This is a genomic window from Marinovum sedimenti (genome assembly GCF_054052205.1).
In genome coordinates this window covers 165,069-189,884 of sequence record NZ_CM133223.1, presented here as the reverse complement: position 1 = coordinate 189,884, position 24,816 = coordinate 165,069, and the positions used below count along the sequence as shown (strand labels likewise).

Here is a 24,816-nt window from a genome sequence, read left to right as displayed (position 1 = left end):
GCCCTCGCCGGTGACAATAATTTGTCGCAGGGCGGGTGTTTCTTGCGCCGCCAGAGGAATCGTTGCGACTAAAATGACAAAAGTGTTTACAATCAAACGTCTCAACATTGATCTGACCTTTGTGTTATACTAGCCCTAATAACCTTTTGCTTGTGCAAAGCGGCCCTTTCTTTCAACCTATGCGGGGCGACATTCTGGCGCAAAGCCTTTTTCTCGGCGGGAAGCTGCTCTAAGTAATGGTTGACGATCGCGTGACTTGTGTGGCCGCGAAAGGAGTGCGAAAGCCGGACGGATGAAACCTGATTTTGCTTTGCTGCTGTCATTTGCGGGAATCGCCCTGTTGCGCCGTGCGTCTGCCTATGGCGATGCGGGGGGCGGATGGTATCGACTGGGCGAGGTTTCGCCGGATGGTACCGATTTGTCCAACGCTCTTAAGGCCCTGCGCACCGCCGCCACCTCAGATGGTGTCGATGCCGGTGCCGTCAAGCTGATCCTGCCGACGGAACAGGTGAAATTTCTCGATATCGCGGCGCCAGACGGCGTTTCCGTGGCCGAGGCAGTCGAGGCTGCTTTGGACGGGGCCACGCCTTATTCCATCGATGAGCTGGTCTATGATTTTCAGGCCAAGGACGGCCAAATCCACATCGCCGCCGTCGCGCGTGAGACGCTGGACGAGGCCGAGAGCTTTGCGTTGGCGCATGGGTTTCAGCCGCTGGGTTTTGTTTCGGATGTGGCCAGTGATGCCGGATTCGTCCGCGAACCGTTTTTCGGCCCGACGCAGACCGCGCTGACCACCCTCGCGCGCGGGACCAGCGTGCAGGGCGATGAGATGCCGATCACGGTGCGGGGCGATGCGCCCAAGGCTCCGGCGGATGCACCCAAGGCTCCGGCCAAGGAAAAGGCTGCGGCAGTTGCACCGCGTCCTGAACCGACGCCGCCAGCGGATGCCGCGCCTGATGAAGCGCCACACGAAGCGAAGGCCAAACCTTCGCAACCGCAAAAGCCCACAGGCCCCGAGGATAAGGCCCCGGCGGAGGCCAAGCCCGAGCAAACGCCGAAACCTGAGGCCGCGCATTCACCCCCACCGTCGGCACAGCCCGATGTGCGACTGGATGCGACACCAGCCGCCAAGCCAAACGCCGCGCCCAAGGCGGCAGCTGCCTCTCCGGTGCTGCGCAATGCGCCCGCCAAGGCAAACCCTGCGCCCGCAGCCAAGGCACCCGCCGCGCCGAACGAACCTGCGGCCAAGCCCGAAAGCGCAAAAGCAACCGCCGCTGCCGCGCAAAAGCTTGCCCGTGCCGCGCTCAAAAATCCTGCCGTTGGGGCGGCCCCCGCCGCCAGCGCCGTGCCCCCTGCGCCCGGTTTTGCCAGCATCCGCGCCCACAGAGAGTCGCATGCGCCCCGCCCGGACAGAACGATCAGCGCCCTGCCCTCTGACATGCCGGGCCGCCGCGACACCGGGCCTGTTGCCGCGCCCAAACCCCGCGATCCAAATGCTGACGTTGCCGCCAGCGCCCGCGCCTCCTTTACCATGCGGCCCAAGGCCCAACCCGAGCCGGAGGCGCCAGCCTCAGCCCCAGTCCCGGCCCCGCCGACAATCGCGCCGCTTGATCCCAGCGCCGAGGCCGCCACCACTGCGGCCAAGAGCGTTGGATTTGCCAGCCGCCGGGTGCCGCAATCGCCAGAACCCGCCCAGGCCGCGCCTGCCGATATCCGCAAGCCGAAGTTCGGCAAACGCCGGGCGGCTTCGGCTGCTGCCGCCTCGGGCGCGGTGATCGCCGAAGGCGAGCGGATGACCGTCTTTGGCGCGCGCGGCGGCCAGCACAAGATCGGCGGCAAGCCGCGGTTCTTTGGGTTAATCCTGACGGCGGCCTTGGTCCTGCTTATGCTCGCGGCGGCCGCCATAGCGTCGATTTTTCTGGACGAGGGATTGGCGGGCCTGTTCCCTCGGAACTCCGAAACAGCGATCGCCACGGCTGCAATTCCCGAGATCGACGAAATTATCAGTCCGACGGTCACCCCCGCGACAGAGCCCCCCATCGAGGCGGTTGTGGTGCCCGAAACCGCGCTCGCCTTGCCCGCCACCGGGGCCGTGATTGACATCGAAAATGCTGCGACCGTTGACCTCGCCGCGCTAAACCAAGGCGTTCCAGCCCTGTCACAAGACTTGGTTGACGGCCAGATTGGCGGGCTATCGGTCCCGTTTGAGGCCGAGGCGCTTACCCCCGAACAGGCCGAGGCTCGCTATGCCGCGACCGGGATCTGGCAGCGTGCGCCCGTGCCCCCCGCCGACCTTGATCAACGCGCGGTTGGTGATCTGCATGTGGCGTCAATTGATCCGTCGGTCAACGTCGGTGACGCCGTGGCGATCCCGACCATGCGCGAGGCCGACACTGATGGCATTCCGGGCCGACAAACGGATCCCTATGCGGCAGACGCGGGTTTTACCTTTGATGCCAACGGCTTGATCGAGCCGACACCTGCGGGCGTGCGCCACCCTGCTGGCTTTTTGCTGGTCGCGGGTCCGCCACCGCTTAAACCGCCGCTGCGCTCGGGTGTCGAGAAGCAGGTCAAAACCGCCCTGCCTGTTGTGCAACCTGACGCCGCCGCGCCCGAGGCTGACGCGCCCGAGGCAACCGACGGCGCTCCGGCGGATACAACCACCGACCCCGAAGACCAGACATTGGCCCCGGCGCCCGCCCCCGTAACGACGGCTGTGGTGGATGAAACCTTGACCGGCATTCGCCCCCGGCCCCGGCCCGGCGATCTGATCGAACAGAATGAGCGCGCCAATCTGGGTGGGATCAGCCTTGCGGAACTGAGGGAAAAGCGGCCGCGCGAACGCCCCGAGCAAGACGAAATCAAGGTCGAAGCCGAGCAGGATGTTGAGGCCAGCGCCTTTGCCGTCGCTGCCTCGGTTCAGCCCAAGCGCCGCCCGTCCAACATCGATGTCCTTGTCGCGCAGGCCCTGCGCGCGCCCGATCCCGCCCCCCCGGCCGCGGCTCCTGCGCCAACCCCGACCGCTGCGGTGCAACCGCGCACTGTGCAGCCCTCGATCCCGTCGGGCACCTCGGTGGCGGCTGCGGCAACCGAGAAGAACGCGATCAACCTGCGCAAGGTCAACCTGATCGGTGTCTACGGCAAACCGTCTAGCCGCCAAGCGCTCGTTCGGTTGGCCAATGGCCGCTACAAAAAGGTCAAGGTTGGTGACAGGATCGACGGTGGTCGGGTGTCCGCAATCAGTGATGGCCAGCTGAGCTATGTCAAAAGCGGCCGCAACGTGGTGCTGCGGATGCCGCGCGGCTGACCCGCCTGCACGCCCTCGCGCCAAAGTGACCGATTCCCCCCCGCGACGTGAACAAACCGATGGCGCATCTGTCGGGTAAATCCGCTATATCTCTGGCAAAAAGGAGATCACATGCGTCTTGCCCGGTTCCTCTGTGCCCTGCTCTGTCTGTCCTTGCCGATCACGGCAGGCGCGGCGACATCTGAAACCTACGCGGCAAACGCACTCACCGCCCGGCTGGTCACAGCCGAGGACGGCGTGGCCCCCGAGGCCGGCACCCTGTCCGCCGGACTTGTGCTGACGCTGGAAGACGGCTGGAAGACCTATTGGCGCAGTCCCGGCGAAGTTGGCCTTCCCCCCGAGCTTGACTGGTCAGAGGCGGAGAATGTCGCCAAGACCGAGCTGCTCTTTCCCGCCCCAACCCGCTTTACCGCCTTCGACATCGAGAATTTCGGCTATGGCAAGGCGGTGACCTTTCCGATCCAGATCACCCTGGCCGAGCCCGGAGCCGCCACGACATTGCGCACAGAGGTCCGGCTGTTGGTCTGCAAAGATGTTTGCATCCCCGAGGATTTCACCCTGACGTTGCCGCTGCCCGCCGGAACCGGGATCGATGGCGAGGCCGCCGAGATCCTGACCAAAGCGCTGGCACAGGTGCCCGAGGATGGCGCGGCCAGCGGGCTGACTGTCGAGGCGGCGCATGTCTCGGACACAGACCTGACCTTGGCCGTGACCCGCACTGCAGGGTTTCGCACGCCTGATATTTTCCCCGAGCAAAGCGATGCGGTCTTTGGCAAACCCGAACTGCGGCTGGGCGCGAATGGCACCCGGCTATGGGCGCGCTTTCCGCTGTTTTACGCCGCGTCGGATGGCGCGCCTTTGCGGCTCACCGTGACGGATGGGGCCTTTGCCGGAACGGTGACTGCGCCTATGGCCGACACGCCGCCACCGCCCCCCGCCGCAGGCCGGGGCCTTGTGTACATGGCGCTGATCGCCGTCTTGGGCGGGCTGATCCTTAACGTGATGCCCTGTGTCTTGCCGGTGCTGTCGATCAAGCTGTCGTCGGCCGCCAAGATCGCCGCAAGCGGCCGCGCCCGCATTCGCCGCGGGTTTCTGCTGTCGGCGCTTGGGGTGCTGGTGTTCTTCTGGGCCTTGGCGGCGGTGACCTTTTTGCTGCAACAAATGGGCCATGCGGTGGGCTGGGGTCTGCAATTCCAAAGCCCGGTGTTCCTGACCGTGATGATCGTGATCTTGGTGATGTTTGCCGCCAACCTGTTCGGGTTGTTCAACCTCTCGCTGCCCTCAAGCATGCAAACGCGCATGGCGGGTGCCGGGGGCAGCGGCCATGTCGGTGACTTTGCTACGGGGGCTTTTGCCGCCGTGCTGGCCACGCCCTGTTCGGCACCTTTTCTGGGCACGGCTGTGGCCTTTGCCATGTCGGGCGGCGGGCTCGAGATCGGGGTGATCTTTACCGCGCTTGGCCTCGGCCTCGCGCTGCCCTACCTCGCGGTGGCTGCGTTTCCGGGGGTGGTGTCCGTGCTGCCCAAACCGGGCCGATGGATGGTGGCTTTGAAAACCGTGATGGGCGTGCTGTTGGCGCTGACGGCGGCATGGCTGTTCTTTGTGCTCGCCGGTGTGGCGGGGCTTGCCACCGCTGGGATCGTCGCGCTTTTGATGGCCGCTTGCCTTGTGCTGCTGCGCCTGCCCCGCTTGCCGTTTCGCGGCGCGGCGGTTGCGGCGCTTGCGGTGTTTGCCATCGCGCTCTCGGCGTTGCGGGCCCCGGCCCCGGCAGAGGCGGCGACAAATGCCACCCGCTGGGCCAGCTTTGACGAACGCCAGATCAGCGAATTGGTTATCGCGGGCAAGATTGTCTTTGTCGACGTCACAGCCGATTGGTGCCTGACCTGCAAGGCCAACAAGGCGCTGGTGCTGGATCGTGGGCCGGTGTCGGAGGCGCTGGCGGGTGACGACATCGTGGCGATGCAGGCCGATTGGACCCGGCCCAACCCGGCGATTTCGGCCTATCTTGAGCGGTTCAATCGGTTCGGCATCCCGTTCAACGCCGTCTATGGCCCCGCCGCGCCCGAAGGCATCGCACTGCCGGAATTGCTGAGCGAAAAGGCGGTGTTCGAGGCGATTGAAAAGGCGAGCGGCGGGGCCTGAACGGGGCGTTCGCAATGGGTCGCGCGGTCACACTCCGCGCAGACCACAGCCCGATGGATACGCCGGGAATTTTGCACAGACCTGTCAGCTGAAAAAAAAGCCGCCCCCGGTGAGGGGCGGCTTTGTCGTCACGTGTCTATTGCGCGCTTTGCCTTTGCCAAGCGATCCGCAGTGTGCGCCTGCGCAACGCTCGCTTTAGCCGCCGTTCGCGTCCAGCCCCTCAGCCACCACTTGGCGGCGCGGATCATTGGCGGCCAGCGGGTCGAGCAAGCCAGCGGCAGATTGATAGGCGGCCAGCGCGTTGTCGGTCTGGCCCAGCACGCCATAAGCACGGCCCAATTGCAGCCAGCCATCGAGATCATCCGGCTCGTCCGCAAGCCGTTCGGCCAGGCGCGCCACCATCGACTGAATGAAATCACCGCGCTCGCCTGCGGTCATATCCTGCGCGGCTTCGACATCTTCGGCAGTCGGCCCGCGCAGTTCGACGAAATCCGAGACCGCCACCGGTGCATCACCGGTATCCTGCGCGATGCGATTGATCTGACGGACAAAAATCTCCATCCACGGCTGTACGCTGGTCTCATTGCGCAGTCGCAGAACCAACAGTTGGCGCGCTTCGGCAGAGCGGCCCTCCTGCTCGAGCCACTGCGCCTTGTAATAGCTGGCCGCCGGGTTGAGCACATCCATTTCAAGCGCTTCGTCGATGGCGCGGCCCGCCTGGGCGGTCACGGTCCCATCGTTGTCGGCAATCAGAGCCTCGGCATATTGCGTCATGTGTCCCGAGTGGGCATCGTCGCGGTCAAGCACCCGTGCGAGCGCGTTGGCGGCGTCGGCGTAGCGGCCCATCTTGACGTAGGTTTGGGCCAAAAGCTCCCAACCTTCGGTCGGACCGCCATTTTCCTCGGACTCCAGCCGCAGGCGAAGCTTTTCAGCAAGATCGACAATCTGACGGTCCTCGGCCCGTTCGGCCCCGCGCTCGGCAAACGGCAGGCTTTGCGCCGTGGGGCTGCCGGTGATGTAATAGACCCCGCCGGCGAGCACCGGCACCGACACCGCCAGCACCATCAACACCACCGCGCCGCCGGTGCGCGCCGGACCACTGGCCCCTTCGCGTTCAACAGCCAGCATCCGGCGTTTGATCTCAAGGCTCGCCGCCTTGGCTTCGGTCTCGGAGATAAGCCCGCGCGCCCGCTCGGCCTCGACCTCTTTGAGCTGGTCGACAAAGATTGCCAGGGCGCCGTCGCGGTGGCCCACCTGCACCCCATCCGTGCGCCAAAGCGGCAAAAGGACGATCAGCACGGCACCAAGCGCCATCGCCGCAACGAGTATCCAGAATGTCATCGGTCAGCTGTCTTTCTTGTCGGAGTCTTGCGCGTAGCGGGCCATCAGCTCCGCCACTTGCGCTTCGTCATCGGCGCTGAGGCCCGGAGCCGCGGCACCGATTTGCCTGCGCCGCCGCAGGGCCATGCCCGCGGCCAAGGTGCCAAGGCCAAGCAGCACAAAAGGCCCCAGCCAGAGCGCATAAGTCTCGGGTTTGAACGGCGGCTTGAACAGCACGTAATCGCCGTAGCGATCCACGAGATATTGCACCACCTCCGCGTTGCTATCGCCCACCACCAGCCGCTCGCGGATCAGCAGCCGCATGTCGCGCGCGACCCCGGCGTTAGAGCTGTCAATCGGTTCGTTCTGGCAGACCACACAGCGGATATCCTTGGAAATCAGCCGCGCCCGCGCCTCAAGCGCGGGATCATCGAGGATCTCGTCAGGCTCTACCGCCGCCACGGCCCCGGCCAGCACGATCAGCAGCATGGCAAGCAGATGTTTCATGATCCTGCCCCGCCGCGCGCAGCGGCCAAAGCCTTGCGGAAATCACCCTGCGCCTGTTCGGTCACAATCGGGCCGACATAGCGCCAGACCACAATCCCCGCGCCATCAATCAGAAAGCTTTCCGGCACGCCAGAAATGCCCCATTCGATGCCCGCGCGCCCGGTTTCATCCGATCCAATGCGCGCGTAGGGGTTGCCCAATTCCTCGAGCCAAACCTTCGCATCCTCGGGCTTGTCCTTGTAATTGATACCATAAAGCGGAAAGCCCTCTTGCGCCGCCAGTCGCGTCAGCACCTTGTGCTCGGCCCGGCAGGGCACGCACCACGAGGCGAAGACATTGACCAACACCGGTGCGCCCGTCGCCAGATCGGGTTTGGCCAGCCCCGGCACATCGACGCCCGCAATCGGCCCCAGATCAAATGCCGGGGCCGGTTTCGAGATCAGCACCGAGGGGATCGCCCCCGGATCGCGGTCGGGATTGAGGCCCCAAAGAAAGAAGCCGCCCAGCACCAGAACCACCGCAATCGGCAGCATGACCAAAATTCGTTGCATCGCCGTTACTCCGCCGGTTGTGCCATTTGGGGTGTCTTGGCCCGGCGCGGCGCGCCCACGCGCAAACGCCTGTCGCTGAGGCTCAAGGCACCGCCGAGAACCAGCATGAACGACCCGAACCAGATGAAGTTGATCAGCGGTTCATACAGCACCCGCAGCGTCCAGGCATTGCCGGAATTCTCAGCCGCAGGTTCGCTGATGGCGGCATAAAGATCGCCGGCGATAGTGTGGCGAATGGCGCTTTCCGTGGTCTGGCTTTGCGCCACCGGATAGTTGCGCCGCTCCGGATAGAGGTTCTGCAAAAAGGCCCCGTCGCGGTAGACCGCCAGCGTGCCGCGCGCGGCCATGTAGTTCGGCCCCCGCACCTGTTCGACGCCCTCAAAAGTGATGTCAAACCCGGCAATCTGGAGTTCCGTGCCGGGCTGGGCAAAGATCACCACTTCCTCTTTCCACGCCGACGAGCCGACAAAGCCAAAGATACAGACCGCAAGCCCGAGGTGGGCCAGTGTCATGCCGTGGCTGGCGCGGGGCATATTGCGCGCCCGGCGCAGGCTTTCGCTGAGCGGAGCGCTGAACAGTTTGATCCGCTTGCCCCATTCCTGAAGCGTGGCGACGAACAGCCAGATGCCAAGCCCAAAGGACAGCACGGCAAGCGCCGGTCCGCCGGTGACGAAGTACCAGACCGCAAGCGCGCCAAGCGCCGCCAGCACCATCGCCAGCCGCAGCCGTTGCAAGATGCCTTTGAGGTCGGCGCGTTTCCACGTCAGGAACGGACCCAGCGCCATGACAAGCACCAAGGGCATCATGATCGGCACAAACGACGCGTTGTAAAACGGCGGCCCGACCGAGATTTTGTCGCCAGTGATCGCCTCAAGGAACAGCGGGTAGAGCGTGCCAAACAGCACGGTCCCGGTGGCCACAGCCAGCAGCAGGTTATTGATCAACAGCCCGCCTTCGCGGCTGACGGGCGCGAACAATCCGCCGCCTTCCATCGCCGGTGCACGCACCGCGTAAAGCGTGAGCGAGCCACCGATAGAGACCCCCAGAAGCCCAAGGATATAGACGCCCCGCTCGGGGTCGACTGCAAAGGCATGGACCGAGGTCAAAAGCCCCGAGCGCACGATGAAGGTGCCGAGCAGTGACAGCGAAAAGGTGAGGATGGCCAACAGGATGGTCCAGCTTTTGAACGCTCCGCGCTTCTCGGTCACGATGGCCGAATGCAATAATGCGGTGCCCAGAAGCCACGGCATAAAGCTGACGTTTTCAACCGGATCCCAGAACCACCAGCCGCCCCAGCCAAGCTCATAATACGCCCACCAAGAGCCCAGCGCGATGCCGGCCGTCAGCGACATCCAGGCCGCCAAGGTCCAGGGCCGCACCCACCGCGCCCAGGCGGCATCGACCCGGCCCTCGATCAAGGCGGCGACGGCAAAGCTGAACACGATCGAGAAACCGACATAGCCGATATATAACAGCGGCGGATGCATCGCGAGGCCGACATCCTGCAACAGCGGATTGAGGTCATTGCCATCCGCAGGCGGCGGAAACACCCGGTCAAACGGGTTCGACGTCAGCAACATAAAGCTGAGGAACCCCAGCGAAATCCACGCCTGTACCGACAGGGTGCGCGCCCGAAGCGCATGCGGGATATTGGTCCCGAACATCGCCACCCCGGCCCCGAACAGCGTCAGAATCAGCGTCCAGAGCAAAAGCGAGCCTTCGTGGCTGCCCCATGTGGCGGCGACCTTGAACAGCATCGGTTTGAGCGAATTGGAGTTCTGGACCACGTTGACCACGGTGAAATCGCTGACCACAAAGGCCCACATCAACGCCGCAAAGGCCAAGGCCACAAACACCAGTTGCCCCAGCGCCGTCATCTGCGCCGTGCGCATCCACACGAGATTGCCGCGCGCGGCCCCCGCCATCGGCACCACCGATTGCACCAGCGCCAACGCCAGCGCCAAAGCGAGTGCGAATTGTCCTAGTTCCGGGATCATGGCCTACCTCCCAGTAGCTGTCCTATCATACCTGATACTCCTAGCCGCTGGCACATGAAGATTTAAGTCACGTTTTGTAAGGACGCCCCGCAAATGGTCGCAGGTTTGGCGCTAACAGCCGAACTCTTTGCGATTCTGCACTGGCCTTCCCGTCCTGCACACGACTAAGGTCGCGCCTGTTGACGCACATTAAACGCGGCAGGCCCCCATGACCCTTCGTATCTTTATCAACGGCTTTGGCCGGATCGGACGCAGCATCACTCGGATGGTCCTGACCGATCATCCCGACATCGAGATTGTCGGCATCAACGACATCGCGCCTTTGGACACCTGCGCCTATCTGTTTGGCTTTGACAGTATCTTTGGCCCCTTTCCCGGCGGCGTGACAGGCAATAACGGCGCGCTTCAGGCGGCGGGGCGTTCGATTGCCTTTAGCGATGCGCCAGATATTTCCACGCTCGATCTGGCTGGCGTCGACATCGTGATGGAATGCACCGGCAAGGCCCAGACCCGCGAGATTGCCGAGCGGGGGCTTGGCGCCGGGGCCGCGCGCATCCTGATCTCGGGCCCCTCGCCTGCGGCGGATGAGACCATCGTGCTTGGGGCCAACCAAGAGCTGCTGACACAGCAAAAGGTGATTTCCAACGCCTCATGCACCACCAATGCGCTGGCCCCTTTGCTGCGCCTGCTCGACGAAGCGGCGGGCGTGGAATCGGGCCATATGACCACGGTGCATTGCTACACCGGATCACAGCCAACGGTGGACGCGCCGCGTGGCGATCTGGTCCGCTCGCGGGCGGCGGCACTGTCGATGGTGCCGACCACCACCAGCGCCGGGCGGCTGATCGGCGTGGTGCTGCCGCATCTGGCCGGTCGGATCGAGGCACGGGCGATACGGGTGCCCACTGCCAGCGTCTCGGCGATTGATCTGACGGTACAAACCCGCGATCCGATCACCGCCGCCGAGTTGAACGCGCTGGTGCAATCGGCGGACTCCACGCTGTTTGGCTATACCGAGGTGCCGCTGGTCTCGACCGATCTGCGGGGACGCCCCGAGAGCCTGATCGTTGCCGGGCGCGAAACCTCGGTGTCGCTGGGCGGAGTGCTGCGGATCTTTGGCTGGTATGACAACGAATGGGGCTTTTCCGCCCGGATGCTGGATATGGCGCGGCGGATGCGCTGACTGCTCGCGCGGACTATGGCGGATTTTGGCGGTGATTTGATCTGTTAAGCGACAGCACTGGAACGATCTCGGTCCGCTGTGGGTTGGTCCGGCAGCAGTCGCTTAACCGAGGAAGGATCAAGCCATGCAAAGCCGCACCACACAGGTCGATGGCATCACCATGCGTTGGGAGGAGACCGGATCAGGTGATCCAGTCATTCTCATTCACGGCATCCCCACCAGCCCTGCCCTTTGGCGCGATGTCGCCCCTCTGATCACCGGTCGGCGGGTTTTGGCGTGGGAGATGGTCGGCTATGGCGCGTCGATCCCCGAGGGCGAAGACCGCGACATCTCGGTTGCGAAACAGGCCGACTATCTTGTTGCTTGGATGCGCAGCCAAGGCATCACGCGGGCGGTTCTGGCCGCGCATGACCTTGGCGGCGGTGTCGCGCAGATCGCTGCGGTGAGGCATCCCGAGATGGTCAGCGGCCTGCTGTTGACCAACGCGATCTGCTACGATTCTTGGCCGGTGCCGCTGGTCAGCGCGGTGGCCAAAGCTGGGATCGTCGCCAAGCATGCGCCGGATGGATCGTTCCACACCTTGCTGCGGCTGATTTTCAAGATGGGCCATGAGAGCGAGGCCGCCGCTCATGCTGCCTTCAAGACCCACGCGCCGCACTACGACGACCACGGCGAGGCGGCGGCCTTTGTGCGCCAGGCGCGGGCGCTTGATGACAAGGACACGCAGACAATCGCGGATCAACTGCCGACGCTGGGGATTCCCGCCCGCATCGTCTGGGGCGCGGCGGATGAGTTTCAGAAGATCGAGTTTGGTGAGCGACTGGCTAAGGATTTGTCTGCCCCGCTGCGCCGGATCGAAGGCGGGTTGCACTTCACGCCCGAAGATCACCCGCAGATTATTGCCGATGAGATTAATGCGCTGGTGAAAACCGTTGAGGCCGCACCTCAATCGGCCCCCCGTCAACCAGCCTGACCGACGCGGCTATACACACCACAAACGCAAAGGGGCGGCCCATTACAGGCCGCCCCTTTTCAGGTGTGTGAGAGGGTATCAGCCCGCAGCGGCAACCGCCCGCTTAGTCATCACCGCCACCAGATGCGCGCGGTAGGCGCCGGTGCCGTGCAGATCGCTGATCATGCCATCGCCCGAGACGGACAGGCCCGCAAGCGCATCCCCCGAGAAGTTCGACGACAACGCCTGTTCGGCCTCAGTCCAGCGGAACACGCCTTCCTCAGATGCGCCCGTCACCGCGACGCGCACGCCGTCGGCGTATTTGGCCACGAAAACCCCGACCAGCGCAAAGCGCGAGGCGGGCTGTTCGAACTTGATATAGGCCGCCTTTTCCGGGATCGGCAGTTTGACCCCGGTGACGATTTCGCCCTCTTCCAGCGCAGTGGTGAACATGCCCTGAAAGTAATCGTCCGCCGCGATTTCACGGCTGTTGGTCACAATGGTTGCACCCGATCCCAAAGCCGCCGCCGGATAACAGGCCGAGGGGTCATTGTTGGCAAGGCTGCCGCCAATGGTGCCCCGGTTGCGCACCGCCGGATCGCCGATGAGGTTCGCCATATAGACCAGCGCCGGATAGGCCCCGCACTCGGCCACGATGGTGGCGTGGGTTGTGGCACCGCCGATGGTCAGGGTGTCGCCCTCCTGGCTCACGCCTTTCAGTTCGGCAATCCCGCTGAGCGAGACCAGTTTCGACGGGCTGGCCAGCCGCTGTTTCAGCGTCGGGATCAAAGTCTGCCCGCCGCTCAGCGCCATCGCCTCTTCGTCGCTCAGCGCCGCCACGGCTTCGGCCACTGTCGTGGGCCGTTCGATATCAAAGCTATACATATATCAGCCCTCCCTTATTGGCCGTTCATCGCAGCCCAGACGCGCGCAGGCGTCGCGGGCATATCGATGTGATCGATATTATGACCGCCGGAATACAGCGCGTCCAGAATGGCGTTGATCACGGTCGGCGGCGACCCAATCGCCCCGGCCTCGCCACAGCCCTTCACCCCAAGCGGGTTGTGGGTGCAGGGCGTCTGGCAAGAGTGATCCACACGGTAGCTTTCCATCAGCGGCAGATCATCGGCACGCGGCATGGTGTAATCCATGTAAGACGCCGACAAAAGCTGGCCGTCCTCGTCATAGATACAGGCTTCCATCAGGGCCTGACCGATGCCTTGGGCGATGCCGCCATGCACTTGGCCTTCGACGATCATCGGGTTGACCACATTGCCGAAGTCATCCGCCGAGACGAACTTTTCGATGGTGGTCTTACCGGTCTCGGGGTCAACTTCGACTTCGCAGGCATAGGCCCCTGCGGGATAGGTGAAGTTTGACGGGTCGTAGAACGCCGTTTCCTCCAGACCCGGTTCGATGTCTTCGAGCGGGTAGTTGTGCGGCACATAGGCAGCAAGGCAAACATCGCCCCAAGCCACCGATTTGTCCGTCCCGGCAACCGAGAATTTGCCGTCCTTCAGCTCGATATCCGCATCGGCGGCTTCGAGAAGGTGGGCGGCGATCTTCTTGGTCTTGTTGATGATCTTCTCGGTCGCCCGCACCATCGCAGAGCCACCCACCGCAAGAGAGCGCGAGCCATAGGTGCCCATGCCCATCGGCGCATTGGCGGTGTCGCCGTGCACGATCTCGACCTGATCCTCGTTGATGCCGATCATCTCGGCGATCACCTGCGGAAAGGCGGTTTCATGCCCCTGCCCGTGGCTGTGTGAGCCGGTCATCACGACCAGACCACCGGTGGCGTTGACTCGCACCGTGGCCGATTCATACAGCCCGGCGCGCGCGCCCAACTGGCCCACAAGGTTCGACGGCGCGATGCCGCAGGCCTCGATAAAGCAGTTGATGCCCAGACCGCGCAGCTTGCCCTTGGCTTCGCTTGCCATCCGACGCGCGGCAAAACCGTCGCGGTCGATCATTTCCAGCATCTTGTCCATGGTGGCATGGTAATCGCCGGTGTCATAGACCACCGCAACAGGCGTCTGATACGGGAACTCGGTGATAAAGTTCTGACGGCGCAGCTCGACCGGATCAGCCCCCAGTTCGCGCGCGGCTTTGTCGATCACCCGCTCGACCTGATAGGTCGCCTCGGGACGGCCCGCACCGCGATAGGCATCGACCGCAACCGTATTGGTGAACACCGCCTTTACATTGGTATAAACCAGCGGCGTCTTGTAGTTGCCCGCCAGCAGCGTGCCATGCAGCCATGTCGGCACCGACGGCGCGAACGTGCTGAGGTAGGCGCCCATGTTGGCGTAGGTCAGGCAGCGCAGCGCGGTAAAGTTGTTGTCCGCATCCAGCGCCAGTTCAATCTTGGTGACGTGGTCGCGGCCATGCGCGTCGGACATAAACGCCTCAGAGCGGGTCGAGGTCCATTTGACGGCGCGGTTCAGCGCTTTGGCGGCAAAGGTACAGAACGCCTCTTCCGCGTAGTGGAAGATCTTGGTGCCGAAACCGCCGCCCACATCGGGGGCGACAACGCGCAGTTTGTGCTCGGGGATGCCCAGCACAAATGCGCCCATCAACAGCCGGATCACATGCGGGTTTTGCGAAGTGGTATAAAGCGTGGAGTTGCCCGAGGCGCGGTTGAAGTCACCCACGGCGACGCGCGGCTCCATCGGGTTGGCGACCAGACGGTTGTTGACCAGTTCCAGCGTGGTGACGTGGTGGGCATTGGCAATCGCCTCGTCCACCGCGGCCTTGTTCTCTTCAACAAAGCCCCAGTCGTAACACAGGTTGTCCGACAGATCGTCATGCACCCGCGGTGCGCCCTCTTCGAGCGCGGCCTTCATGTTGACGGCGGCGGGCAGCTCTTCGATATCAAGCTCGATGGCTTCGGCCGCATCGCGCGCCTGTGCCAGCGTATCGGCCACAATCGCGGCAATCGGATCGCCAACGTGGCGCACTTTGCCTTGGGCCAGAACCGGGTGGGCCGGCTCCTTCATCGGATCGCCGAACTTGTCGGTGATCTGCCAGCCGCAGGGCAACCCGCCGACGCCTTCGAAATCGGTGCCGGTAAAGATGCGCACGACGCCGGGCATGGCCGCAGCCGCCGTTGTATCGATGCCGTTGATTTTGCCATGCGCCACATCAGAGCGCAGGAAGTGGACATAAGCCTGTCCGTGAACGTTGTAATCGTCGGTGTAATTGCCGGTGCCGGTCAAAAAGCGCACGTCTTCGCGGCGCTTTGGGCTGGCTCCGATGCCATGATCTTTGGGCATGAAATATCCTCCCTGGGGAATGGCGGGTTTGAAACCCACCCTACGGTGCGTGGGGCCGTTATTTATTCAGCTGCGATGGCCGGGACGTCCTGACCAGAGGCCGCCATGATCGCACGGACAATGTTGTGATAGCCGGTGCAGCGGCAGATATTGCCCTTGAGGTATTCGCGCACCTCGGTCTCGGTCGGCTTGGGGTTGTCCTTGAGCAGCGCCGTGGCCGACATCACCATGCCGGGGGTGCAAAAGCCGCATTGCAGGCCGTGATAGTCCTGAAATGCCTGCTGGATGGTGTTGAGCGAGCCGTCGGCATTGGCCTGGGCTTCGATGGTGGCCACTTCGGCCCCCTCGGCTTCGGCTGCAAACATCGAGCAGCTTTTGACCGCATTGCCGTTCACATGCACGACGCAGGCCCCGCATTGGCTGGTGTCACAGCCAACATGCGTTCCGGTCAGGCGCAGGTCGCCGCGCAGGAAATCGACAAGCAACGTGTTGCCCGCCACTTCGCCGCTCACGGATTTGCCGTTTACGGTCATCGTTACCTTGGTCATGAAGTCCTCCCTTGGTGTTTTTATCGTGTGACAGTCCGCAGTGCCGGGTCAGTTGACCAGACGCTTGAACCATCCCTTTTTCTTTTCTTCGCCATCCGCGGTTTCTACGGTCTCGGCGGCGTCCGGATCTGCGGGGCCCTCGACGGCGGCCTTGAAGTTGTCAAAGAACTGGTCGGCCATCTTCTTGGCGAACCCGTCAATGATCCGGCTGCCAAGCTGCGCAAGCTTGCCGCCAACCTTGGCCTCGACATCATAGCTAAGCAAGGTGCCCTCGCCCTGCGGCGTCAGACGCACATCGGCCCCGCCCTTGGCAAAACCGGCAGCGCCGCCTTTGCCTTCGCCGCTTAGCGTCAGGCTTTCGGGCGGTTGCATGTTCGACAAGGACACCTTGCCCTTGAAGGTGGCTTTCACCGGGCCAACCTTTTGCACAACGGTGGCCTCAAACCCCTCTTCGGCGGTGCCGGTCATCTCTTGGCATCCGGGCACACATTGTTTGAGCACCTCAGGGTCCAGAATGGCGGCCCAGACGGTTTCTGGCGGCGCGGCTATTTCGCGGGAATCAGTCAGTTTCATGCATCAAGTCTCCTCAGGGGGCAGCCTAGGCGCAATGGCCTTGAGCGGGCTATAATACGAAAGTGCCGAGGTCGCGTTTTTGACGGTGGCCTCACACATGCGACTATTGGACAAGAGACCTGTGTTAAGCTACCCACTTACACTGGAGACATAACAATAGCAGGTATCCAGAGCCCATGACCGCAGAGTCCCCCACCCCGCTGACCGGCATCGCGCGTGCGCTGGTGATCGACGATCATCCGCTGTTTTGCGATGCGCTGGTGCTGACGTTGCGCTCGATCTGCGCCGGGGTAGACGTGGATACGGCGGCCAATCTCGAGGCCGGGCTGATCAAGGTTATGGGCTCGGCGATGCCGGATATCGTGTTGCTTGACCTCAATCTGCCGGATGTGAACGGGCTTGACGGGTTGCTGCGCCTGCGCACCGCATTGGGCAACAAATGCCCGGTGATCGTGGTGTCGTCGATGGCCGACAACCGGATGATCTCCAAGGCGCTGGCGGCGGGGGCCTCGGGCTTTGTGCCCAAGCACAGCCAGAAATCGGAATTCCACAAGGCGCTGACCAAGATCCGCGACGGCGAAACCTATACGCCCGATGGCTTTGTCCCGACCTCGCCCGATGCCGCCTCGGCCAAGGATGACGCGGTGGGCCGGCTCGCCTCGCTCACCAACCAGCAGTCGCGCATTCTGCAACTGATCTGTGAGGGCAAGCTGAACAAGCAGATCGCCTTTGATCTGTCGATTGCCGAAACCACGGTAAAGGCCCATGTCACCGCGATCATGCGCAAGCTTGGGGTGCAAAGCCGCACGCAGGCAGTGCTGGTGGCACAAGAGGCGCGGTTCAGCGGCATCTTGCCAGAGCAATCGCAACAGGCGTAAGCTTTCGCGCAACACGTAATCAAACAATCCGGGAATACGGACGTTTTGGACGGACCGACAAAAGTTTCGGCCGCCCTGGGAGGAGACCCATCGAGCCTGCGCTGTGCGCAGGTCTCGGTCAGTGATACCGATCCAGTCGGCGCCATTGCGTCGGGGCTTGGCCCCGGTCCGTTCGAGCTTGTCCTGATGTTTGTCAGCAGCAGTGCCGATTTCGCCGCGCTCACCACCGAGGCGCACAGCCGGCTTGATGCCCGCCATGTGGCCGCCTGCACCACCGCCGGAGAGATTGGCGCAGAGGGTTATGAAGAAGGGCAGATCGTGGCGCTCGGCCTGTTGCCGACGCATTTTCGCGCCTCCTGTTACCTCGTCGAAAGCCTTGCAGAGATCGCGCCGCAATCCGAGATCGACAATCTGATCCGCCACCGCGTGGCGCTTGCCGATGCCGCGCCGGATTTTTCGTCGGAATTCGCCTTTCTCGCCGTTGATGGCCTGTCTTTGCGCGAAGACGAGCTGACCGCTGTGCTTTCGGCGGGCCTTGGCGGCGTGCCGCTGTTTGGCGGCTCGGCCGGGGATGGCGAGGCGTTTGAGCGGACCTTGCTGTCGCTTGATGGCGAAACCCGCGAGAATGCCGCCGTTGTGTCGCTGGTGCGGTCGAACTGCCCGATCCGGGTGTTCAGCCTCAATCACCTGACCCCGACTGAGACCAAGATGGTGGTGACAGACGCCGACCCGCAAAACCGCATCGTGCGCCAGATCAACGCCGAACCGGCAGCGCAGGAATATGCCCGCATTGTTGGCAAGGTGCCCGAACAGCTTGACCAGTTCACCTTTGCAGCCCACCCGGTGGTGGTGCAGCTTGGCGGCCGCCACCATGTGCGCGCAATCCAGCGGGTGAATGAGCATGGCGAGCTGGTGTTTTTCTCCGCAATTGACGAAGGCATGGTGCTGACGCTGGCTGATACGCTCGACATGGCCAGCCACCTCGAGGACGAGCTGACCGCGCTGGCCGGCAACCGCAAGCCCGAGATGATCCTCGGCTGTGATTGCATCCTGCGGCGGCTTGAGGCCGGGCAGAACCAGCAAAGCCGCGCGGTATCGGACGTGCTGCGCCGTCACAACGTGCGCGGCTTTTCCACCTATGGCGAGCAGTTGGGCGCCCTGCACGTGAACCACACGATGACCGGCGTCGCCTTCTTTCCGCCGGACGATGCCGCATGACGCTGGTCAATCACGCCGACACTCTGGAACGGCAGAACGAAAAGCTGTTGCGTATCACCCAGTCGCTGATGCGGCGGGTCGAACAGCAACAAGATCCCTCCGGGCTGGCCTATGCGCAGTTTGAACGCGCCGCTTTGCTTGAGGATCAGGTGCGCTCGCGCACCCGCGATCTTGAGCGCGCGCTTGACCTTTTGCACGACAGCAACCTGCGGCTGGAGCAGGCCAATTCCGAGACCGAAAGCGCGCGGGCCAATCTGGCCGATGCGATCGAGGCGGTGAACGAAGGCTTTGCCCTGTTTGACAGTCACGACCGGTTGGTACTGAGCAACAGCCGGTTCTGCCTCGATATGCGCGACATTGCGCATAAGCTGACGCCGGGGCTGCCGTTCAACAACTATGTCGATCTGGTCAGCCAATCGATTTACCTTGCCCTGCCCGAAGGCGAAACCTCGGCGGGCTGGGCCGCGATGCGCAAGACCCGCCACCGCAACCGCAACGCCATGTTCAACGTGCAGCTGAAACAGGATCTCTGGCTTCAGGTGTCCGAGCGGCGCACCACCAATATGGGCACCGTGGTGCTGCAAACCGACGTCACCGACCTGATCCGGCTGGAGCGAGAAGAGCGCGCGCGGATGCAGGACAAACAGGCCCGTCTAATCGCCGCCACGCTCGAGCATCTCAATCAAGGCGTCTGCATCTTTGACGATGGCGCGCGGCTGATTGGCTGGAATGCGCGGGTGGCCGAACTGTTGAAGCTGCCGATGAACCGGGTGCAACTTGGCGCGCGGTTTGAGGCGCTGATTGGCCAGATGCCCAAGGATTTCACCCTGTCGCAAGGCATGTCACGCAAGCGGCTGCTTGACTGGGCGGCGCGTCCCAAGCATCGCGGCGCGCTGCGGTTTGAAGCGGCGCAGGGCGCGGCGCTGACGCTTGATGCCTTTGCCCAGGGGTTGCCGGACGGCGGCTTTGTTATCTCGTTCACCGATGTCACTGCCGAGCGTAATGCCGCCCGCGCGTTGCAGGAAATGAACGAACGGCTCGAGGCGCGGGTGGCTGAACGCACCACCGAACTGGCCTCTGCGCTTTCGGCCGCCGAACGCGCCAATGCGTCGAAAAGCCGATTTGTGGCGGCGGCGAGCCATGATTTGTTGCAGCCCCTGTCGGCCGCGAAACTGTTTGTCGGCACCCTGCAAGGCGAGGCGCTGTCGGCGGTGGGCAATGACACCCTCGACAAGGTTGCCTCGGCGTTGGAATCGGTCGAGCACATCATCGAGGCGCTGCTCGACATCTCGAAGCTCGACTCTGGCCGGGCGGAGTTTGACGTGCGCGCGGTCTCGCTTGATCCGATCTTTTCGGCGCTGCACACCCAGCTTGAGCCTTTGGCGGCGCAGAAGGGCCTTGATCTGCGGGTGGTGCCGACCGGCGTTGAGGTGGACACCGACCCCTCGTATCTGCGGCGTATCCTGCAAAACCTGCTGGGCAATGCGGTGCGCTATACCGAACGCGGCAAGGTGCTGATGGGGCTGCGTCATCGCGGCGATGCGGTGCGGATCGAGGTCTGGGACACCGGCCCCGGCATCGCCGAAGAGAACCGCGATCTGATCTTTGCCGAGTTCAGCCGGGTCAACGCCCCCGCCTCGGCCTCCGAAGGGTTGGGCCTTGGTCTTGCCATCGTCGATCGCGCCTGCGCCGGGCTGGGCCACGCGCTTGACCTGCGCTCTGAACCGGGCCGGGGCACCGTCTTTTCGGTCACTGTGCCGCTGGCCTCTTCTGCGGCGCGCGCGCCGTCCTCGACAAGTGCCCGCGTTGCGCCGACCCGCGCCAAGGCCAATGGCCGCATGGTGTTTCTGGTTGAAAACGATGCCGACATGCGCCGCGCCCTGACGATGGCTTTGGAAAGCGCTGGCGCGGATGTGATTGACGTGGCCAATGCCGAATCCGCGCTTGAGCTGCTCGAAGAGTTGGAGATTACGCCCGACGCCATGTTGATCGACGAAGACCTTGGCGATGGCATGACCGGCACCACGCTGTTTCGCGAGATCACCGAACGGTACGGCGAGATCCCGGCGCGGATCATTTCCGCCCAACGCTCGCTGACGCTGCAACAGCGGTGCAATACCTTGGGCGTGCCGCTGCTGCAAAAGCCGCTGGATACGGTGGACCTTGATCTGTTCCTGTCAGAGCTGGCCTAACGCACCTGCGGCTGCGACCAAAGTCCCGCATCGTTCGGGCAAGACACCCCTGCCAAACCTGATAGTGTCGCGCCGAGGAGGACCCCGAATATGCAAGGCATTCCGGAAATTGCGCTCGACTGGCACCGCGCTGGCAAAGGCGTGGCACTGGCCACCGTGACCGAGACCTGGGGCAGCGCCCCGCGCCGGATCGGGGCGCAATTGGTGATCTCGTCGGACGGCGAAATGGAGGGCTCGGTCTCGGGCGGCTGCGTCGAAGGCGCGGTTGTGGTCGAGGCGCTCGAAGCGTTGGACGACGGCAAGCCGCGCGCTTTGGAGTACGGTGTTTCGGACGGCGATGCCTTTGCGGTTGGGCTGGCCTGTGGCGGCACGATCAAGGTGCTGGTCGAGCCGATTGGCCCCGCCCTGCCCGCCGATATGCTGGCTGATCTGGTGGCCGCCCGCGCCGCGCGCAGGCCTGTTGCCTATGTGGTCAATACCACGACGGGCGCACGGCGGCTGGACTTTGACGGCCATCAAATGCGGTTTCGTATGGACCGCTCGGGGTTTGAGGACGATGGCGAGACTTTTGTGGCGATTCACAATCCGCCGCTGCGGCTGGTGGTGGTCGGTGCGGTGCATATCGCCCAGCATCTGGTGGCGATGGCGCGCGACGCGGGCTATGATCCGGCGGTGATCGACCCGCGCGAAAGCTTTGCCTCTGAGGCGCGGTTCCCCGGCACCCGGCTGCTGCAGGACTGGCCCGATGAGGCCGTGGCCGAGCTGGGCCTCGACTCCCGCACCGCGCTTTGCCTGCTGACGCATGACCCCAAGCTGGACGATCCCGCGCTTGAGGCCGCTCTGCGCTCGGGGGTGTTTTACATCGGCGCGTTGGGGTCAAAGCGCACCCATGCCAAGCGGCTGGAGCGGATGCGCGCGGCGGGGTTTGCCGAGCCGGATCTTGAGCGTATTCACGGCCCCATCGGCCTTGATATCGGCGCGACCAGCCCGGCCGAAATCGCGCTGGCGGTGTTGGCTGAGATCACCCAAGTGCTCAGGAAAGGCGCATGAAATTTGGCCCGGTCCCGGTGGCCGATGGCGCGGGCGCGGTGCTGGCGCATTCGGTGCAATTGAACGGCGCGAGGTTGCGCAAAGGCGTGACCTTGACCGAGGCGCATGTGGCGGATTTGACAGCGGCGGGCGAGACCGAAGTGATCGTCGCCCGGCTTGACCGCGATGATGTGCATGAGAACGCCGCCGCCGCGCAGCTGGCCGCGGCGCTGGTGCCAGATCCGGCGGCGGCGGGGCTGCGGCTGACCGAGGCGTTCACCGGGCGGGTGAACCTGATTGCCGAGGCTCCGGGGGTGGCGGTTCTGGATGTGCCCGCGCTGGTGCGGCTTAATCGGGTCAATCCGATGATCACCCTTGCGACGGTGCCCGCCTATCAACAGATGCGCGCGGGCGCCATGGTGGGCACGGTCAAGATCATCTCATACGGCGTGCCGGGGCCAGACCTTGCCGCCGCCTGCGATGCCGCGCGCGGTGCGGTGACAATGGCGCAACCGGTGTTGAGAACTGCAACGCTGATCGTGACGGAAATTCCCGGCGGGGCCGGCGAAAAGGGCGTGCCCGCCATTGCCGAACGCTTGGCTGCGCTTGGCATCACACTCGACGCGGTGATCCCGGTGCCGCACCGCCCGCAAGCCATTGCCGAGGCGCTGGGCCGGGTGAAGAGCGACCTTGTGCTGGTTCTGACCGGCTCGGCCACCTCAGACCCGCATGACGTGGCCCCCGAGGCGCTGCGGCGTGCGGGCGGTCAGGTCATTCGCTTCGGCATGCCGGTCGATCCCGGTAACCTGTTGTTTCTGGGGACATTGGGCGCGCGGTCTGTGATCGGCCTGCCCGGCTGTGCGCGGTCTCCGGCGCTGAATGGCGCGGATTGGGTATTGTCGCGGGTGGCTTGCGGGATCAAGGTGAGCCACGATGATATTGCCGGGATGGGCATCGGCGGGCTGCTCAAGGAAATTCCGACCCGGCCGCAGCCCCGGCGCGGGTGATGACACAGCCCAACCGCCTGTAACGCAGAGAAAAACGCAAAGAAAAACCGCGCCCGGAGCCCGGACGCGGTTTGCCTTACAGCCCTGTGGCTGGTCTTACATCTCGAGCGCTTCTTTGATCCGCTCAAGCGCCGCTTCCAGCAGCTCGGGCTTGTCACGCGCCTGTTCCAGCGCCAGTTTCAGCGGTGCCTTGGCAAAAGCATTCAGCTCGCTGCCCTCGATCAACTCGATAACCTTGTCGAAATCAAAGCCTTCGACGGTCAGCAACTCCGCCGGATCGACAGTGATATCGTCTGTGGCTTCGTCTGTTGTTTCAACTGTGGTGTCAGCAGCGGCTTCAACGGTTGCGTCAACCTCACCGGTCACCTCAGCAAAAGCCTCTTCGGTGGCGTCCGCCACGTCTTCGGCCGCTTTTTCGATGTCGGCAACCGCAAATTCGGCCACGTCAGTGGCGCTTTCTGTGGTTTCTGTTGCGGCCTCAGTTGTGGCCTCTGCGACGTCGGTGGCTGCGTCAACCGCGACCTCAGCTGCGGCTTCTACGTCAGCCTCTACTGCTGCTTCGGCTGTGGTGTCCGCTTCCACGATGGCTTCGGCCTCCACAGTGGTTTCTACCTGAGCAGCGCCAGTGTCTGCCGTCTTGTTGGCGGCCATCGCATCCGCAGCTTTGTCGGCTGTCGCTTCGACCGCCTCGGCGGTGTCTTCTGCAACCAGGGCCACCTCTTCGGGCGCTTCGGTCATCGCTGTCGCGTCGTCAACGGCCTTGTTCACCGCCTCGGATACAGTTTCGGCAACAGTCTCGCTCAGCGAAGCGACCGTGTCACCGGCACCGTCCGCCGCGCCGGCCACAGCATCCACAGCCGCCTCGGTCAGCGCAGTGGCGGTGTCAGTCACATCGCCAGTCACGGCCTCGGCGTTGTCTGCGGCAACTGCGGCTTCCTCGACGACCTCGGTGACCACGTCCTGGATCGCGTCAGCAACGGAACCTGTGGCCGCTGCAACCTCGTCAACGGCCTCGGCGGCGGCGTCAGTGACCGCTTCGGCCACCTCTTCCACGACCTCAACCGCATCTTCCACAGACGCCTCGACCGACTCAGCTACGCTTTCCTCAACCACAACGTCGCCCGCCGCGTCCGAGGCATCCTCGACCGCGACAGGGGCCTCAACAGCGGCCCCGGTTTCGGCCACCGGCATGTCGGGCGTTTGCTGCGCCGTGTACACATAATAACCCCCGCCGATCACAGCGGCGGCCACAACAACCCAGATGATGCTCTTCATCTCGTTCAATCCCTCGAAATTTGTTGAAGGGTCCTGCGAAAATCCGCTACCCTCTTGGTTGTCAGACCTGCGATGCAACTGCAGCATGCGCAAGGGGAAAAGCATAAGGAAGGGCGCAATTCCCCTGATTATACGCTTGAAAGACCGATCTGTGACCACTACCTTGCAGCCTCAGAATTCTTTAACAGTCCAAGGATCAACGCCATAGCCCGCAGACCCCACAACGCGCCGCCCACCCGTGACACCGGCCCGCGCGTAAACGATCGTATTCGCTCCCCCGAAATCCGCCTGATTGGCGCAGAAGGTGAAAATGTCGGCGTCGTGACGCCCGCCCGCGCTATGGAAATGGCCGCGGAAGCCGGGCTCGACCTTGTTGAGATTTCCCCCAACGCCGCGCCGCCGGTCTGCAAGATCATGGATTTCGGCAAGTTCAAATACGAACAGCAAAAGCGGGAATCCGAGGCGCGCAAGAAACAGAAGATCATCGAAGTCAAAGAGGTGAAATTCCGGCCGAATACGGACACCAATGACTACGACGTCAAGATGCGTAACGTCTTCAAATTTCTTGAGAATGGCGACAAGGTCAAAGTAACACTGAGGTTCCGGGGCCGTGAAATGGCGCACCAGAACCTTGGGCGTTTGCTGCTTGAGCGGGTGGCCGAAGACACCAAGGAAATCGGCAAGGTCGAGAACATGCCGAAGATGGAAGGCCGTCAGATGATTATGATGATCGGCCCACTTCCGCAGAAATAACCGATCAGATTAAGATCACAGAAACGCCGGGTTGCTTAATCCGGCGTTTTTCGTTTCAGCTTTGCGGATGCGCCGGCTTTTTGGGTCGGCAGACGTCTGAGCCCCTCGC

At 63.4% G+C, this 24,816-nt stretch carries 19 protein-coding genes; 10 read left to right on the top strand and 9 right to left on the bottom strand.

The window, feature by feature from the left end; all coding sequences use genetic code 11:
* Nucleotides 1-292: 292 nt before the first annotated feature.
* Both ACW9UO_RS00945 and ACW9UO_RS00940 read left to right on the top strand, forming a co-directional pair.
* Nucleotides 293-3,307: a hypothetical protein gene (locus ACW9UO_RS00945; RefSeq protein ID WP_457087157.1), complete on the top strand. Its 3,015-nt coding sequence runs from the start codon at nucleotides 293-295 to the stop codon at nucleotides 3,305-3,307.
* A 111-nt stretch (nucleotides 3,308-3,418) separates the two neighbouring features.
* Nucleotides 3,419-5,449 (top strand): protein-disulfide reductase DsbD family protein, encoded by a 2,031-nt coding sequence (locus ACW9UO_RS00940; RefSeq protein ID WP_457087156.1) that lies wholly within the window; start codon nucleotides 3,419-3,421, stop codon nucleotides 5,447-5,449.
* Nucleotides 5,450-5,644: 195 nt separating this feature from the next.
* Here the strand turns inward: ACW9UO_RS00940 and ccmI are convergent, their stop codons facing one another.
* Genes ccmI through ACW9UO_RS00920 form a run of 4 tightly spaced genes read right to left on the bottom strand, consistent with a single transcriptional unit; the run spans nucleotide 5,645 to nucleotide 9,824 of the window.
* Complete coding sequence (gene ccmI / locus ACW9UO_RS00935) at nucleotides 5,645-6,790, bottom strand: c-type cytochrome biogenesis protein CcmI (RefSeq protein WP_457087155.1); 1,146 nt, start codon at nucleotides 6,788-6,790, stop codon at nucleotides 5,645-5,647.
* A 3-nt stretch (nucleotides 6,791-6,793) separates the two neighbouring features.
* Nucleotides 6,794-7,276: a cytochrome c-type biogenesis protein gene (locus ACW9UO_RS00930; RefSeq protein WP_457087154.1), complete on the bottom strand. Its 483-nt coding sequence runs from the start codon at nucleotides 7,274-7,276 to the stop codon at nucleotides 6,794-6,796.
* Nucleotides 7,273-7,827, bottom strand: coding sequence for a DsbE family thiol:disulfide interchange protein (locus ACW9UO_RS00925; RefSeq protein WP_457087153.1), 555 nt, complete (start codon nucleotides 7,825-7,827; stop codon nucleotides 7,273-7,275). Before ACW9UO_RS00925 ends, ACW9UO_RS00930 begins: the two co-directional genes overlap by 4 nt.
* A 5-nt stretch (nucleotides 7,828-7,832) precedes the next feature.
* The gene (locus tag ACW9UO_RS00920; protein ID WP_457087152.1) at nucleotides 7,833-9,824 is read right to left on the bottom strand and encodes a heme lyase CcmF/NrfE family subunit; all 1,992 of its coding nucleotides are present in this window, start codon (nucleotides 9,822-9,824) and stop codon (nucleotides 7,833-7,835) included.
* A 208-nt stretch (nucleotides 9,825-10,032) separates the two neighbouring features.
* Here ACW9UO_RS00920 and ACW9UO_RS00915 point away from each other — a divergent pair, with 208 nt between their 5' ends.
* Together ACW9UO_RS00915 and ACW9UO_RS00910 are read left to right on the top strand one after the other, a co-directional pair.
* The gene (locus tag ACW9UO_RS00915; protein WP_457087151.1) at nucleotides 10,033-11,007 is read left to right on the top strand and encodes a type I glyceraldehyde-3-phosphate dehydrogenase; all 975 of its coding nucleotides are present in this window, start codon (nucleotides 10,033-10,035) and stop codon (nucleotides 11,005-11,007) included.
* Between the two features lie 124 nt (nucleotides 11,008-11,131).
* Nucleotides 11,132-11,980, top strand: a complete 849-nt coding sequence (locus ACW9UO_RS00910) for an alpha/beta fold hydrolase (RefSeq protein WP_457087150.1) — start codon at nucleotides 11,132-11,134, stop codon at nucleotides 11,978-11,980.
* A gap of 78 nt (nucleotides 11,981-12,058) precedes the next feature.
* On the opposite strand, the gene ACW9UO_RS00905 is transcribed toward ACW9UO_RS00910, so the two are convergent.
* The 4 genes from ACW9UO_RS00905 to ACW9UO_RS00890 form a co-directional block, all read right to left on the bottom strand.
* Entirely contained in the window at nucleotides 12,059-12,844 is a 786-nt protein-coding gene (locus tag ACW9UO_RS00905) for an FAD binding domain-containing protein (protein WP_457087149.1), read from the bottom strand.
* 14 nt (nucleotides 12,845-12,858) lie between these two features.
* A complete protein-coding gene (locus ACW9UO_RS00900; RefSeq protein ID WP_457087148.1) occupies nucleotides 12,859-15,234 on the bottom strand; it encodes a xanthine dehydrogenase family protein molybdopterin-binding subunit in 2,376 nt (791 codons plus the stop codon).
* Nucleotides 15,235-15,296: 62 nt separating this feature from the next.
* Complete coding sequence (locus ACW9UO_RS00895; protein WP_457087147.1) at nucleotides 15,297-15,782, bottom strand: (2Fe-2S)-binding protein; 486 nt, start codon at nucleotides 15,780-15,782, stop codon at nucleotides 15,297-15,299.
* Nucleotides 15,783-15,830: 48 nt separating this feature from the next.
* Nucleotides 15,831-16,355: a CoxG family protein gene (locus ACW9UO_RS00890; protein WP_457087146.1), complete on the bottom strand. Its 525-nt coding sequence runs from the start codon at nucleotides 16,353-16,355 to the stop codon at nucleotides 15,831-15,833.
* Between the two features lie 176 nt (nucleotides 16,356-16,531).
* Here ACW9UO_RS00890 and ACW9UO_RS00885 point away from each other — a divergent pair, with 176 nt between their 5' ends.
* The 5 genes from ACW9UO_RS00885 to ACW9UO_RS00865 all read left to right on the top strand — a co-directional run bounded on the left by ACW9UO_RS00885 (nucleotide 16,532) and on the right by ACW9UO_RS00865 (nucleotide 22,679).
* Nucleotides 16,532-17,233, top strand: coding sequence for a response regulator (locus ACW9UO_RS00885; protein ID WP_457087145.1), 702 nt, complete (start codon nucleotides 16,532-16,534; stop codon nucleotides 17,231-17,233).
* Nucleotides 17,234-17,278: 45 nt separating this feature from the next.
* Nucleotides 17,279-18,451 (top strand): FIST N-terminal domain-containing protein, encoded by a 1,173-nt coding sequence (locus ACW9UO_RS00880; RefSeq protein WP_457087144.1) that lies wholly within the window; start codon nucleotides 17,279-17,281, stop codon nucleotides 18,449-18,451.
* On the top strand, nucleotides 18,448-20,643 hold the full coding sequence (locus ACW9UO_RS00875) for a hybrid sensor histidine kinase/response regulator (RefSeq protein WP_457087143.1): 2,196 nt from the start codon (nucleotides 18,448-18,450) through the stop codon (nucleotides 20,641-20,643). Before ACW9UO_RS00880 ends, ACW9UO_RS00875 begins: the two co-directional genes overlap by 4 nt.
* Before the next feature lie 90 nt (nucleotides 20,644-20,733).
* Nucleotides 20,734-21,693: an XdhC family protein gene (locus ACW9UO_RS00870; RefSeq protein ID WP_457087142.1), complete on the top strand. Its 960-nt coding sequence runs from the start codon at nucleotides 20,734-20,736 to the stop codon at nucleotides 21,691-21,693.
* Complete coding sequence (locus tag ACW9UO_RS00865) at nucleotides 21,690-22,679, top strand: molybdopterin-binding protein (RefSeq protein WP_457087141.1); 990 nt, start codon at nucleotides 21,690-21,692, stop codon at nucleotides 22,677-22,679. Before ACW9UO_RS00870 ends, ACW9UO_RS00865 begins: the two co-directional genes overlap by 4 nt.
* Nucleotides 22,680-22,775: 96 nt before the next feature.
* On the opposite strand, the gene ACW9UO_RS00860 is transcribed toward ACW9UO_RS00865, so the two are convergent.
* Nucleotides 22,776-23,954: a hypothetical protein gene (locus ACW9UO_RS00860; protein ID WP_457087140.1), complete on the bottom strand. Its 1,179-nt coding sequence runs from the start codon at nucleotides 23,952-23,954 to the stop codon at nucleotides 22,776-22,778.
* A gap of 72 nt (nucleotides 23,955-24,026) precedes the next feature.
* On the opposite strand from ACW9UO_RS00860, the gene infC reads away from it, so the two are divergent.
* The gene (gene infC / locus ACW9UO_RS00855) at nucleotides 24,027-24,707 is read left to right on the top strand and encodes a translation initiation factor IF-3 (RefSeq protein ID WP_457087139.1); all 681 of its coding nucleotides are present in this window, start codon (nucleotides 24,027-24,029) and stop codon (nucleotides 24,705-24,707) included.
* The last annotated feature ends 109 nt before the right edge of the window (nucleotides 24,708-24,816 follow it).